The sequence below is a fragment of the Salinimicrobium sp. TH3 genome (genome assembly GCF_026676115.1).
Taxonomy (GTDB): Bacteria; Bacteroidota; Bacteroidia; order Flavobacteriales; family Flavobacteriaceae; genus Salinimicrobium.
Map to the genome: position 1 here is coordinate 68,714 of NZ_JAPONB010000008.1, position 13,901 is coordinate 82,614.

At 40.0% G+C, this 13,901-nt stretch carries 11 protein-coding genes; 5 read left to right on the forward strand and 6 right to left on the reverse strand.

All coding sequences use genetic code 11. The annotated features are described in order from the left end of the window. The first annotated feature begins 37 nt into the window (after nt 1-37). The gene (locus OU683_RS12570) at nt 38-1,849 is read left to right on the forward strand and encodes an alpha-amylase family glycosyl hydrolase (protein WP_268138819.1); all 1,812 of its coding nucleotides are present in this window, start codon (nt 38-40) and stop codon (nt 1,847-1,849) included. Between the two features lie 381 nt (nt 1,850-2,230). On the opposite strand, the gene OU683_RS12575 is transcribed toward OU683_RS12570, so the two are convergent. From OU683_RS12575 to OU683_RS12585, 3 genes are all read right to left on the reverse strand, one after another. After that, a complete protein-coding gene (locus tag OU683_RS12575) occupies nt 2,231-3,346 on the reverse strand; it encodes a DUF2914 domain-containing protein (protein ID WP_268138821.1) in 1,116 nt (371 codons plus the stop codon). A gap of 1,139 nt (nt 3,347-4,485) precedes the next feature. Then, entirely contained in the window at nt 4,486-7,416 is a 2,931-nt protein-coding gene (locus OU683_RS12580) for a sensor histidine kinase (protein ID WP_268138823.1), read from the reverse strand. Between the two features lie 31 nt (nt 7,417-7,447). Next, nucleotides 7,448-8,200, reverse strand: a complete 753-nt coding sequence (locus tag OU683_RS12585; RefSeq protein WP_268138824.1) for a LytR/AlgR family response regulator transcription factor — start codon at nt 8,198-8,200, stop codon at nt 7,448-7,450. Nucleotides 8,201-8,432: 232 nt separating this feature from the next. On the opposite strand from OU683_RS12585, the gene OU683_RS12590 reads away from it, so the two are divergent. Further along, nucleotides 8,433-9,098 (forward strand): class I SAM-dependent methyltransferase, encoded by a 666-nt coding sequence (locus tag OU683_RS12590; RefSeq protein WP_268138826.1) that lies wholly within the window; start codon nt 8,433-8,435, stop codon nt 9,096-9,098. Between the two features lie 346 nt (nt 9,099-9,444). Here the strand turns inward: OU683_RS12590 and OU683_RS12595 are convergent, their stop codons facing one another. Next, nucleotides 9,445-9,822, reverse strand: a complete 378-nt coding sequence (locus OU683_RS12595; protein WP_268138829.1) for a nuclear transport factor 2 family protein — start codon at nt 9,820-9,822, stop codon at nt 9,445-9,447. A gap of 310 nt (nt 9,823-10,132) precedes the next feature. On the opposite strand from OU683_RS12595, the gene OU683_RS12600 reads away from it, so the two are divergent. Next, nucleotides 10,133-10,378: a hypothetical protein gene (locus OU683_RS12600; RefSeq protein WP_268138831.1), complete on the forward strand. Its 246-nt coding sequence runs from the start codon at nt 10,133-10,135 to the stop codon at nt 10,376-10,378. Nucleotides 10,379-10,448: 70 nt separating this feature from the next. Here the strand turns inward: OU683_RS12600 and OU683_RS12605 are convergent, their stop codons facing one another. Both OU683_RS12605 and OU683_RS12610 read right to left on the reverse strand, forming a co-directional pair. After that, the gene (locus OU683_RS12605) at nt 10,449-10,940 is read right to left on the reverse strand and encodes a hypothetical protein (RefSeq protein WP_268138833.1); all 492 of its coding nucleotides are present in this window, start codon (nt 10,938-10,940) and stop codon (nt 10,449-10,451) included. 462 nt (nt 10,941-11,402) lie between these two features. Beyond that, complete coding sequence (locus OU683_RS12610; protein WP_268138835.1) at nt 11,403-11,834, reverse strand: PepSY-like domain-containing protein; 432 nt, start codon at nt 11,832-11,834, stop codon at nt 11,403-11,405. A gap of 112 nt (nt 11,835-11,946) precedes the next feature. On the opposite strand from OU683_RS12610, the gene OU683_RS12615 reads away from it, so the two are divergent. Together OU683_RS12615 and OU683_RS12620 are read left to right on the forward strand one after the other, a co-directional pair. Further along, nucleotides 11,947-12,624: a response regulator transcription factor gene (locus OU683_RS12615; protein WP_268138837.1), complete on the forward strand. Its 678-nt coding sequence runs from the start codon at nt 11,947-11,949 to the stop codon at nt 12,622-12,624. Beyond that, nucleotides 12,621-13,880 carry a sensor histidine kinase gene (locus OU683_RS12620; RefSeq protein ID WP_268138839.1) on the forward strand — a complete coding sequence of 420 codons (1,260 nt, stop codon included), beginning with the start codon at nt 12,621-12,623 and terminating at the stop codon, nt 13,878-13,880. The genes OU683_RS12615 and OU683_RS12620 overlap by 4 nt, the downstream gene beginning before the upstream one ends. Nucleotides 13,881-13,901: the final 21 nt, after the last annotated feature.

Consider the following 13,901-nt stretch of genomic DNA (forward strand, 5'->3'; position numbering starts at 1 on the left):
TACCGAAGTACATTTACAAGTATCAAAGAAAGATAACATGAACAGCGAAGAAAAGGTGATGCAACCTATAGCGGCATCAAAAGGTATGGGTGCGATCCTGGAAAATGACCAGGTGACTTTCAGGGTCTGGGCTCCTCATGCCGACCGTGTTTTTGTGGCGGGTGATTTCAATGACTGGGCAGAAGACGGGCTGGAACTGCAAAAAGAAGAGGAAGGTTATTGGGCGGGTGTTACCAAGAAGGCCAAAGAAAGGGAGCAATACAAGTATGTGATCTTTAACGGGGAGGACAAGTTTTTCCGAAATGATCCCTATGCGACGGAAGTAACCAACTCAAATGGAAATTCCATCATACGCCGACTGGACTTTGACTGGGATGGGGATAGTTTTGAACTTCCCTCCTGGAACTCCTTGGTGATCTATGAACTGCATGTGGGCACTTTCAACCGAAAACAGGCAGACCAGGTGGGCACCTTTAATGACGTCATCGAAAAATTAGGCTACCTGAAGGAACTGGGGATCAATTGTATAGAATTGTTACCGGCAGCCGAATTTGCCGGCGGCATTTCCTGGGGCTATAATTCCGCTCATCCCTTTGCGATAGAACAGGATTACGGAGGACCCGATGGTTTGTACAGCCTGGTAAAAGAGGCTCATAAACATGGGATTGGTATCATCATGGACGTGGTATATAATCACCTGGGGCCATCAGATGTAGACCTCTGGCAGTTTGACGGATGGAGTGAAAATGGAAAAGGCGGTATTTATTTCTACAATGACCACAGGAGTGATACCCCCTGGGGAGATACACGCCCCGATTATGGTCGGCCGGAAGTACGGCAGTATTTGAGGGATAATGCCCTGATGTGGATCGAGAAATACCACTGTGACGGACTCAGAATGGATGCGACCTCTTATATAAGGTATGAAGGGGGCGGTCTGGGATTTGATACCGAGATCATTGAAGGCCTTATCCTAATGCGCGACATAAATACTGAAATAAGGAACAAGTACCCTAAAGTACTTACTATAGCCGAAGATCTTAAAGGGCAGGACCTCATTACGAACAAGATAGAAGACGGGGGAATTGGCTATGGAGCGCAATGGGACCTTCATTTTGTGCACCCCATAAGAGAGGCTTTGATTAATCCTGAAGATGACGCCAGAGACCTGGAGACCATTGCCAATGCAATTACCTATCGATATGGCCATGATGCTTTTTCCCGGGTCATTTACACCGAATCACATGATGAAGTAGCAAACGGAAAGGCCCGCGTCCCCGAGGAGATACATCCCGGGAATGCTGAGAGTGCCTTTGCAAAGAAAAGATCTATAATAGGCCTGGTACTGGTAATGACGGCTCCCGGAATTCCAATGATCTTCCAGGGTCAGGAATTTTTAGAAGACGAATATTTTAAGGATCATGAAGGCCTGGATTGGGGAAAATTTGAGAACATGAAGGGAATCACCCGGCTGGCAGCAGACCTTTTTAAATTAAAGACCGGCGAATTTGGGGCTACTGAAGGCTTGAGAGGCCAGGAAACCGAAATTTTACATCTTAATCAGGAAACAAAAATACTCGCCTATAAGCGCACCAATCCCGGGGAAAATGAGCAGCCGGTGCTTGTGATCATCAATTTTGGCAATAAGGATTACGAGAATTATGGCATTGGAATCGAACCTGATGTAGACTGGAAGCTGAGATTCAATAGTGCCTGGAAAGGTTATGACGAGGATTTTTCGGAAATGCCCGTCGACGGAATGAATACCGAAGAAAAAGTCACCGATGATAAAGCCTGGACAGGACAAGTGAATATCCCCGCGTATGGCAGCCAGATCTATACCATATAAAATGTTTTACGGTAATCGCCTCGGTTCCCAATACGATTCCGAGTCCTCGGGATCACTAGAACTGACGGCGGTTCAATTGCGGATTCAAAATTTAAAATTCAAGATTGATGAAATTTAAAAATTACCTCCCAAAAATGCCATTTTTGAATACCCGTCAGTTCGAGTGTCCCGATGGCTATCGGGATGTATCGAGAACAAGGGAGCCGGTCCTCGATACGATTTTCAAAACCGTCAGTTCGAGTGAAATTGGACGAGTGGTAGCGAGTACGATTTTGTATCGAGAACGACGGGAGTTCCGGATCTCGCCTCGGTTCTCGATACACCTTTCTGCCTGCGCTGCAGGCCAAAAGCCACTCGAACTGACGGCGAAGGAAACAGTTGTTAAAATGATTCTTTTGTCATTCCTTCTTCATGAGGTTCAGAAGTGTTTTTAATCTCAAAATCCACAACCCCAAGTATTAGTTCCTCTTCTGTAATTACCTCAACTTTCCAATGGCCTTCCTTCAGGTTATTTTTATAGGTATATCCACGAAAACCACGACCACGACCACCGGCAACTTCAAAGCCAATATCATCAGTTTCTTCCCATTTTTCGGTTTCGGGATTATACCATTTCCACCTGTGAAAAATGGACTTTTTTAAATCTGTAGGTGCAAAAACAGAAGTGAACACATAAACTCTTTGATCTGCCTGACGATGAAAATTGGTGTCATGTTTACGCCAGAATACATACCATGGATTCTTCTCGTAAGTAACTATGTATTTGTTATTTACTTTCTGCACCTCATGAGCCACCAATCCGGTATCCATAGCCAGCGGCACCGGGGGAATAAGATTGAAATAGTAAAAAACATTGATCGTTATATAGATAGAAAGGATAAGACTTATCAGTTTTTTCAGACTTATCTCAGCTCTCGTGCCCGGGCTTGACCTGTAAATAAACCTGATGAGGACCAGCGTACTCCCCAAACTTACAAGTCCCGAAATGATAAAAATAAAGGTGTTCATTTCCTTGATCAGCGTGGGAATCATAAAAGCGAAAAAGGTAAAGCTTATAAAAAAATAGACGCTAAACTGAAGGTATTTATTGGATATCTTCTTTTTAAGAAACTCGTTTGCAAATAAGAGCAGCACCAGCAGTATGAAAAAAAACATGGTTTTTGACATGGATACACTTCTGAAAAAATAGATAACAAAAGCACTTGAAAGTGCGCCAAAGAAGAACTGTATGACTAGCGGAAAATATTCGGAATAACGCCTGATGAAAGTACCTTCCCACTTGTCTTCATCCACTGTATTATACAAATAAAGCGTTATGGATAATAAGGTCATATGCGAGCAAAGTACCAGCGTATCATAAACCCGATCTATTCGCCCTAAGGTCAAGGTATCAAAAATAAAACCCCCCATAAAAAAAAGGATGGGAGCGTACTTTTGATTGCGAATAACATACCTGCCAAAAGCACTATTTCTATATTTTTCTAAAGCTCTTTTCATAATATTTTGAGCGTCAAATGTAGGTAAAAACTTCCTCCGGATATTTGCCTGGACTTTAGTGCCGGAGAGCTTATGAAAAAAAGCGGAATTAGGATCTTATCAAAAATTTCAGCGGAATGAAATTATTCATAACATTCTTTACTCTCCTCTCATTAGTTCAATGCTCCCGTCAGTTCGAGTGTTTTCATCAATGTGGGAGCACTGGTTCTCCTCCGTCAGGTCGAGTGTCCCGATAGCTATCGGGATGTATCGAGAACGACGGAAATTTCAATGTCGCCTCTGTTCTCGATACAATTCTTTCATCCGCTCCGCTCCTGTAAAAATCACTCGAACTGACGGCAAAGGAATTTCAAATTAGAATTAGAATTAGAATTAGAATTCAAATTCAAGATCAGGAGAAACTTGTATTTGGAATTTGGTACTTGTAATTTTGGTGCTTTGCAAAAAAATCTCTCAAAAATGTCCTTTTTGACTACCATTAAATGACAAAAAACAAAAAAAACCGCCCCTAGCCTACCAAAAATGCCATGGCGCAGGTATATAAAAAGAACTTGTGGGGTGGTGACAGTTCTGAATTCTACCTCAAATTAGGTTCCAATAATCCTGAAACAGGAAATCTACAAATTGTAGTGGTATCACGGTTCCAATCCAGAGTGAGGAAAAGAAATTGGAGTTAACTGGGAAAGGGGTAATAATTTTTTCATTGATTCGAAAATCCCTGGTCTGGGAATAGAAATGTATCGACAATCAACATTGTACAATAAAAAAAGCCCCCAGAAAAACACGTTACCCTACATAAATGTTTAAACCGGGAGCAATTTCTATGTAGATGGTACATCTGTAACATCATTAATTTCCCGCAAATTTAGAGGTTATCCAGGTGCAGGAGGAGCTGATTTAGTAAACGTATGGAATTTCAAAGTAAACGTAACCAAGGAATTGGTTAATAGGTTAAATGGGAATTGGTTCAATATTCAATTGGGGACCTGGGACGACCTCACCTGTTTTTGTTATATCAAAATTAGGAATTGCCTCATTCATCGCGATGGAATACATCTCTTAAGAGTATGATGTAATAGACCCCGCAACGGGCATAACAGGAAACAGGCAACGGCGGGCAGGCAACAGGAATAAGAACATTAGACCCGTAATTTAAGTATGACAGTAGTACCTTTATCTTTTTGGCAATTTACCTGCACTGCTTTTTCAACGTCATAACCAAGCAACGATAAACGCTCATTGACCAGAGTGATCCCCTTGGATTCATGCAGTTTGTTACCCTTATTAGTGGCAAACCCAATTCCGTTGTCTTCAATTTTGCACTGTAAGAGGTTCTCTGAAAGCGACTTAAAAGAAATTTTTAATGTAGGATCTGTGATCCCCGGCGGAAAAGCATGAACAAAAACATTCTCCACAAAGGTTTGCAGTAGCATCGTGGGGATTTCCACATCGTAGACATCAACTAAAGGATCTACATCAAATATCACTTTGATCCTGTTATTAAACCTCGTATTCTCCACCCGAATGTAGGATTGCAGATACTCAATTTCTTCGATCAAAAGAATGCTGGGTTTGGTGCAGTGATCCAGATTTAGCCTTATCAATTTGGCAAAGTCATTTAAAAAGCTGCTGGCATTGTCTATATCACTGTCCATGATATAGTTCTGAATGGAATTCATGGCATTAAAAATAAAATGCGGATTCATTTGGGCCAGTAAGGCTTCCATTTTGGTCTCTTCAAAGCGTTTCTGAATCAATCCTTTTTGTACTTCAAAATTCCTGGTTTGCCTTATTTGTAGCCTATAAACACTGTAAACCAACATAATGATAAGGCTCATGACCGCTAATCCAAACCACCAGGTTTTCCAGAATGGCGGAAGTATGGCCAGGTGTAAAAGCGACTGGGTATGACTTAGACCGGTACTTTTATCCAACACTTTTACCGCGACATCATAATTTTTTGCAGGTAAAAAAGGCAGGAATATTTCAGGTTTAGGCGAAGGAAGGCTCCAGCTGTCATCTTTGTTTAATTGGTATTGATAAGTTAGTTTATGCGGGTAAGGATGTGCGTTGGTGCTTAGTTTAAACAAGAGGGTATTTTCATTGTGCGGCAACTCCAATTCCTCCTTGTTGACAAATTCTCCCAAAGGAGTTTTATCGTTGTTGATAAAAACTTCTTTCAGTTTTACTTCATCTACCAATGCTTCAGGATTACTTACCACCTCAAGATCTATACTATAAAACCCATTTTCGCTGCCAATAGATAATTTATTGTGATCTACATCGGCACTCAATAAGGGTTGTTTTAGTCCTTGTTCCTCATCCAGGAATATAAAGCGGTGATCCTTGTAAAGCGTCAACCCCTTTTCTGTCCCAATAATTAAACTCCCCCGATATTGCTTCAGAAACGAAATGGAATTACCCTGGATTTTTGCCCGCGGGATCTTCTTAAGAACTTTAAATTCAGCTTTATCGTTTACGATAAATACATCCCCAAATTCATTGGAAACAGCGATATTATTTTCTAAAGGGGTAATATGTTTTAATTTTTTTTCTTTCCAGATCCCATCATCAAGATAAGACTTAAACCCATTGTTTTCCCACACGTAAAGACCTGAGAAAACCGAAAGAAAATAGGTTTTACTGCCCTGTCGCAAACTATTGACTACCATGGTTGGCGTGTGGGGATCTTCAGGTGTAAAATAAGTGTATTTAAAAGCGTCCAGATCCCTGTAAAGTCTTACGCCGCCATAAGGATTTGTTTCTATTAGATTACCCGCTTCAGTAAAATTAATCTCTTCGGAATGCAGGGGTAAATAACGCTTCAATTCCCCCGAATCATTTATTGCAAATATTCCGACATTAGTATTTAACCAGTAAATATTCTGAAACACCTTAATGTCATAAAAACTGATATCCCCGGCCTTTGTGGAATAATCCATTTCATAAAAATGATCCGTGTGTTTTGGAAGTGGTAATTTGGTGTTTAAGACATATTCCTCCTGCCATTTTTTAAATTGATCCAGGGAAATTTTATCGTCATTCCCGGAATTTTTTAAAAGGAGCGCGTCGTTCAGTAATACTGCAGAAGTGTTTTCGGTTTCGGCAAATCCAAGAATGTTTTTTCCATGGATCGCATTGATCTTTATTTGAGGATTTAAATTGATCTCATACAGTCCGGCATCTTTGGTTCCTATATATAGTTTTTCAAACCTTGCATCATAAGCCAGGGAAATAACTTTATTGCTCAAAATATTAAATTCTGAAGCCCTGGAAACCATCCGGTCCTTTACCACTTCATAAATTCCGCCGTTAGTATCGTATATACCCCAGGCAGCCGCAAATATTTTATTCCCGGCAGTTTTGACATGATCCCAGATAATAGAATGTCCCAGTTTTTTTGCCGGAACAGGGTCCTTCTCACTCACATATTCAGCAAGATCATTCTTTGTAAAAAAACCTTTGTTGCTACTATAAATACTGTTATTATCCACCAGCACGGAATAGATATATTCATGGTCATTCACCTTAACCATCGCTGCCACATTGTTCTTTTGAACAATTTTAAAAACTCCTGAATTATAGGTCACCACATAAATTTGATCCCTGTATTCAAAAAAACCCTGCACCCTAAAAAGTCCTTCTTTAGAAGGAATTTTGAAGGAATGTACCTTATAGGTATTGATGTCGATCCTTGAAGCCCCATTGCTGGTCCCCACATACATATAATCCCCATGGGGAAAGAGGGTGGTGATTTCATTGTGAACCAAACCGTCTTTTTCTGAAACTACCCTGAATTTGAATCCGTCATAGATGCTGACTCCTTCCCCGTAGCTTCCAAACCACAATTTTTTATTCCTGTCTTCTGCAATGGCCCAACAGCTGTTTAAAGCCAGGCCGTCCTCCTCAAAAAAGTAGGTAAAAATATCGTTCTCCTTTTTCACCACTCCGTTCTCAGTCCCAATCCACAGAATATTATTGCTATCAACCAACAAAGACCTCACGGCGTTGTTAGGCAATTCGTTGGCTGCAGTATAATTTTTACCGGGAAAGTTTTGGGGAAACGCCATGTTTACCCACAAAAACAGGAGAAGTACAGGTTTATTGATTTTGCAGAATGGCATTGATAAATTCTTCTTCTTTTCTATGTGAAACAGGAAGTTTTTCTCCATTGGTCAATTCCACTTCCTTATTTGCCTTATGGTACCTCACCACATAATTCAGGTTTATAACATAGGTCTTATGTATCCTTATAAAAGATGTGTCTGGCAGTATTTCTTCCACATATTTTAAGGTCTTGGTGGCTGTTTTACTGCAGCCGTCAATCCTTTTAATGCAGCAGTAATTACTTTCAGCTTTGCAATATAAGATCTGGTTGGCATGAATGAGTTCAAATCCTTCCAGGGTAGGAAAAGCGATCTTGCTTACATTTTGATCATTTACATTGAGATTCTCAAGCAATAAAGACAATTTTTTCTGGGCGAAATTCCCCTGGTTCTTACGCTCAAACTTTTTTACAGCTTCAGATAGATCCAGATGGTTAATAGGTTTCAGTAAATAATCCAGCGCGCTGCGCTTAATCGCTTTAATGGCAAATTGATTATAGGCAGTGGTAAAGATTACCTCGAAATTTATGACCTCAAAATATTTAAACAATTCAAAACCATTTTTCTCTGGCATTTGAATGTCCAGAAAAACCAGCTCGGGCTGATGTTCCCTGATAGCAAGCACCCCGGAATCTACCGAATTGCACTTCCCTACAATATTGAATCTATTAGGAAAGTACCTGTTAAGGGTTTTCTCCAGTAGATCCTGCGCATTAATCTCATCGTCAATAATTACTGCTTTTATCATAAAGCAATTATACAATTAAATGGGAATATGAGGATTGATTTAGTAATGAGAACAAAATTTCCTTTTCTGAAATTATTTCACGTTTATCCATTTTATTGTTTATGGTTTTTGGTTTTTGGTTTTTGGTTTTTGGTTTTTAAAAAGGTCTTTATGTATGTTCAGGGTTCGAGATAGAATGTCTTATTTTAGCTTACAAATTTCCCTCAAGTGAAAAACCCATTCTGTTCTTTTAATGTCAAAAAATAAAAAAATAAAGAAGCCCTGGCCCACCAAAGACGCCATGGTGCAGATCTATGAAAACAATTTATGGGGTGCTGGCGAATCCGGATTCTACTCGGGTTTAGGCTCCCATGATCCTGAAACTGTGGACCAATACATAGCTGTAGTATCCGCTTTCTTAAAAGGTTTTGAAACTCCCCCAGTTGTTTGCGATCTGGGTTGCGGGGATTTCAATATTGGCAAAGAACTGGTAAATTACACCAGGAAGTATATCGCACTGGATATAGTACCGGAACTTATCGCACATAATAAAGAGAAATATAAAGCTGATCATCTGGAATTCCGGGTTTTGGATATTGCGATTGATGAATTGCCTTTGGGAGATTGCGTGGTGCTAAGACAGGTTTTGCAGCATTTATCAAATGCGGAAATCAAAAGTGTGGTAGAAAAATTATATGCTTTTAAATATGTTATTTTAACCGAGCATCTCCCCGAAGAAAATTTTGAACCCAATAAAGATATTATCTCGGGACAGGGAATCAGGCTAAAAAAACAAAGTGGCGTGAGACTTTCCGCCCCACCATTTAATTTTAAAACCAGGAAAGAGAAACAGTTATTATCGGTACCATCTCCCGGTTTTGAAGGAGTCTTAGTTACTAGCTTGTATGAGGTTAAATAAAACTTACAGAGGTTATTGGATACCTCATAATTCATAACCAGATTTTTCAAAACATTATGGGCTTTATAATTTACAGCCATAAAAAACCGGAACTTTCAAATCCGGTTTTAATTAGACTTACCCGTCGCGGGATTGATTGTTTTCAGCACTTTTTCTTCAGACATAGTTCTTCTATTTACTTCAAATAAAGATAGATAGAATAGGCGTGGGAGTAATAATGCCGTATTAGACAAATGTCATAACCGCCACGTTAGGATTGCTGCTGGTAACGGGTGGAGAAAAAGCCTGTGAGATGAGTGGTTTAAATATTGACGTATTTACTGCAAAAAAAGCCATTATTATTCTATTACTCAGGCACCTTTTCTACGGGATAATAAATTGTCTGCACCTTAATTTTACCTTCTTTTATTAAATAGGAGTCAGCGCCATCAGGTATTACTGAAATATCCGATTTGCCTGTCCAATGCAGAAAACAGATCTCGTCATGGCAAAGTTTCAATTCGTAATTGTAATTACCTCCCGGTAATTGGCTTTCCAGCAGTTCTGCCGCTTCTTTCATCCCCTTTCTCCCATGGAAAACCCCATAGTTGGTAAGAAGAACAGAATCTGGAGCATAATTCCGCTCAAGGTCCTTTTCCAGTTCCCCTTTTTGAGCCAGTGCCAGGTGATCTTCAAACACCTCCCGCACACTCCTCTTTTCAAGATCTTTTTCCTTCTCGATCATGCCGTTTTATTTTTAATTTACCTCTTATAAGGTAAGCTAATTCTTCCGTTTAATTTAAACCTACTGCCTATCCTTCCGCTACTTTAACTGCTCCTCCTAAAAGAACAGTTAATCGTATTAAGTAACGTTATCTCAACAAGCCCTTCCAAAAATGACATTTTTAAGGCTCTTCTTCCGGAATGCTTTTTCCCGGCTGTACCGGCATTGTAAATACCTGAAAATTTCCCGATCTTTTCAGGCCACACTAAAGGAGGACAGGTTAAATTAGAATAGATTTATAAAACTGGAAATCAAACACGTACAGGGCGGCATGCGAGAATTCGAGAGGACCGGGATCTACCCCGAATACCTGCTGTTCAACATGCCCGGCACCCGCCAAAGCTGGAAAATAAAAATTAAACACACGCCCCAGAAAGGAGTATTGAACAGTAAAGGCAAAGTTCTTTACGAGTACAGCTTTGACGAAAATTTTTGCAAATTCAGGAAAGTCAATGCCGATGGCACTTATTCGGAATGGATGGAGCCGGAATTTATAATTACCGAAATGCGGGATTGAATTTGAAAAACTTCTCTTAAGCTTTAACCTGCAGCCACTAAAAGATCAAGAAAAGGAACAGAAGATAGGATCATTTTCTAAAAAAATACCTCAGTCCAATTTTTCCTTCCACGATTCCTGTTACTTCCAGGTCGGGCCGGCTCTGATATTGAAAATGCCCCACCAGTCCAAGTTTTGAATTGATCCAAAAGATCCCTGTAAGGCGTCCCAGCCAGCCAAAATAGGTGGAGGTTTCTGAATTATCCCCTTGCTTTTTCCAAATATTGGAAACACTGCTTCCTACTCCTATTTCGATCCTGTTGTCTTGTATAAAAAAGTAGTCGGCTCCCAAAGCCAGTTTCTGGTAATTTGCCTGCTTGAACTTTCCGAAGAGTACGTAAAAAGCAAACTCGTTTTCAATTAATCCCACTTCGATATCGAAATGAAGCCCGCGGTGATCTTCTTCGGTCCTGGGATTGTCAATGATCCCAAAAGCTTTATTAGGATCTATGGCAATTCCCGTATAGATCTGGCTATAACAGCTAATGCTGCAAAAAAAGAAGTATAAAATGCACCGGCACATTTTAATAAACTTAAAATTCCATCTTAAATTTAGTTACTATTCAGAGTAAAAGCATTTCCATTGGGCTAAGCTTAACTTACTAATAAACAGGAATGTTAAATTAAACATGAAGAGATTGAGACCTCAATTTTGAGGAAGAGATGCAAATCAAATTTTACCCGCCATACCGGGGCCGTCCAAACTTAAATTAGTAATTGTTAAATATTCACTCCCCTAACGGTTCCAACCGCCACTAAAAGAATTATTATTTTTTCTGAAGTTTTAAAACGGCGATTCAGAAAAAGAATATAATCTGAAATTATGTCTCAAGAAGTTTTTACCTGGTTTCCAATTTAGCTGAAAAATACTTTCCCGGCCACCCAAGTATTGGTTCAAAAGAATCTTCAGATAAGATTGAAAAACAATTTACATTGAAAAAGGCCGCCTTTTGGCAGCCTCTTATTAAAAATATTCCAGTGGAATTTAGTCCAATTTTCTAAAATTCCCCTGTGCATCAAATTCCACTTCGATACCACTGGCGAGTTCCACTTCCTGTTCCTTATCTTGTTTCTCCCATCCAATTACCTCTGCATCTGCATGGTTGGCCTGTAAATAAGAAGCTACTTTTGCAGGTAAAGCAGTCATAGGAAGTGCTTCATTATTTTGGCTGTCGATCTCAATAATATTTCCATTCTCATCAAAATCCAGCTCGATTCCATTTGCTAACTTCACTTCGTATTTCTCATCTTCCCATATCTTCCAGTTGCTGTTCTCCTCTACTCCTGTTACAGAGACTGAAGAGAAATGTTGCTTAATAAAATTCTGGGCTGTTCCCGGTAAGTTTCCGGTACTTGTCTGCGCAAACATACCAATAGAGAACAATGCAAAAAATGCTGATACAATTTCTTTTTTCATAACTTGTTATTTTAAATTCTATGCGAAGTAAGGCGCCAAAACTGGAAGAAATTAGGAATAGATCTCAGCAGGAATCCTAAATGTTTCCCAAATTCAATTCTACTTTCGAATCATGAAGATCCTGATTATTGAAGACGAGAAAGATATGAGGCAAAATATGCAGACCACCCTGGAAAAGGAAAACTTCCTGGTGGAACCTGTAGCTACATATAAAGAAGCTATTTCCAAAATTGGAGTTTATGATTACGACTGTATCCTGCTGGACATAAGCCTTCCGGATGGTAACGGACTTGAAATTCTAAAAACCCTCAAAGAGAAAGGCTACAGCGATTCGGTCATTATAGTGTCGGCTAAAGATTCGATCGACGATAAGGTCGAAGGCCTGGAACTTGGCGCCGATGATTATCTCCCTAAACCTTTCCACATGGCCGAGCTCAATGCAAGAGTGAAAGCCGTTCTTCGCAGGCGTAAATTTGAAGGGAACAATTTCCTGGAGGTAGCCAATGTGAAAATAAATATCGATAGTCATACAGTTGCCGTAAATGATAAGGACCTTGAGCTCAACCGAAAAGAATTTGATGTGCTTTTTTACCTGTGCACCAATCAAAACCGCCTGGTAAGTAAATCTGCGCTGGCAGAACATGTTTGGGGAGATTATATCGACCAGACAGATAATTTTGACTTTATATATTCCCAGATCAAAAACCTGAGAAAAAAACTATCCGATACAGGGGCAGAACCGGAAATAAAAGCTGTCTATGGAATAGGTTATAAGCTCCTCGTTCCATGAAACTTCTCAATTTTACTACTACCTATTTTGCTGTGATCCTGGTTTTTTTGTTGGCACTCTGGGCACTCATCTTTTACTTTGAGATTCTGGATGAGATCTATGACAGTATGGATGACGGTCTTGACAACCAAAAAATGCTCGTGATTAGAAAAGCCAGACAGGATCCATCGGTGCTTGAAAAGAGCGCTTTTGAAGATGGAAATTATATCATTTCCCCCACTACTCCTCAAATAGGCCGTGACTTTACAGATGCTTACCGCGACACGCTCATGTACATGGAAAACGAAGATGAATACGAGCCGGTACGCCTTATAGAAAGTGTCTTCCAGCAGGACGGCTCCTTCTACAAAATAAAGGTAATAACCTCTATGGTGGAAGAGGATGATCTTCGCAAGGAATTGTTCTTTTCCCTCCTGTGGCTATATCTCGGCCTTATCTTGACCATTGTGTTGCTTAACAGTTATTTTCAGAAAAAGGCCTGGCAACCTTTCTATAAACTTCTTCGCCGCCTGGAAAATTTCAGTATTGAAAAAGACCGGACGATTAAATATGAGGAAACGAAAATAGATGAGTTCCGCCTTCTTAATGAACGGGTAGACAGCCTGCTGAAGAAATCTGTTGAAAGCTACAATAGCCAGAAAGAATTCATTGAAAACGCGTCGCATGAGTTGCAAACCCCGCTTGCCATTAGTATTAATAAGCTGGAGCTAATGGCCGAAAATGCCGAATTATCACAAGAACAAATGGAAGAACTGGGAACGGTTCTGCAAAGCCTGGAAAGACTTACCCGGCTTAACAGGTCCCTGTTATTGCTCTCAAGGATCGAGAACAGGCAATTTGCAGAAGAAGAAAAAATCAACTGGAATAGCCTGACCAAACAGATCATTACGGAATTTCAGGATTATGCGGCCCACCGGGAGGTGAAAATAGTGCTTGCTGAAGAAAACAGTATTGAACATCAAGGAAGTAAAGATCTTGCCGGAATGCTTATTTCAAACCTGCTCAAAAATGCCATTTTTCACACCCCTTCGGGCACTGTTGTCAAAGTCATCATTTCCTCAAGGTCAATAAAATTTGAAAACCCCGGAAAAGCAGCCCTTGAAAAAAATAAGATCTTCAGCAGGTTTAAAGGAGCCGAAAAAGCAGATTCTACAGGTCTTGGTCTTGCAATTTCTAAAGCCATTGCCGAAAAAATGGACCTGGACCTCACCTATACTTTTCACGATCAAACCCACATTTTTACAATAGACTTTTAAAGTTCCCAAATCTTTCCAGTT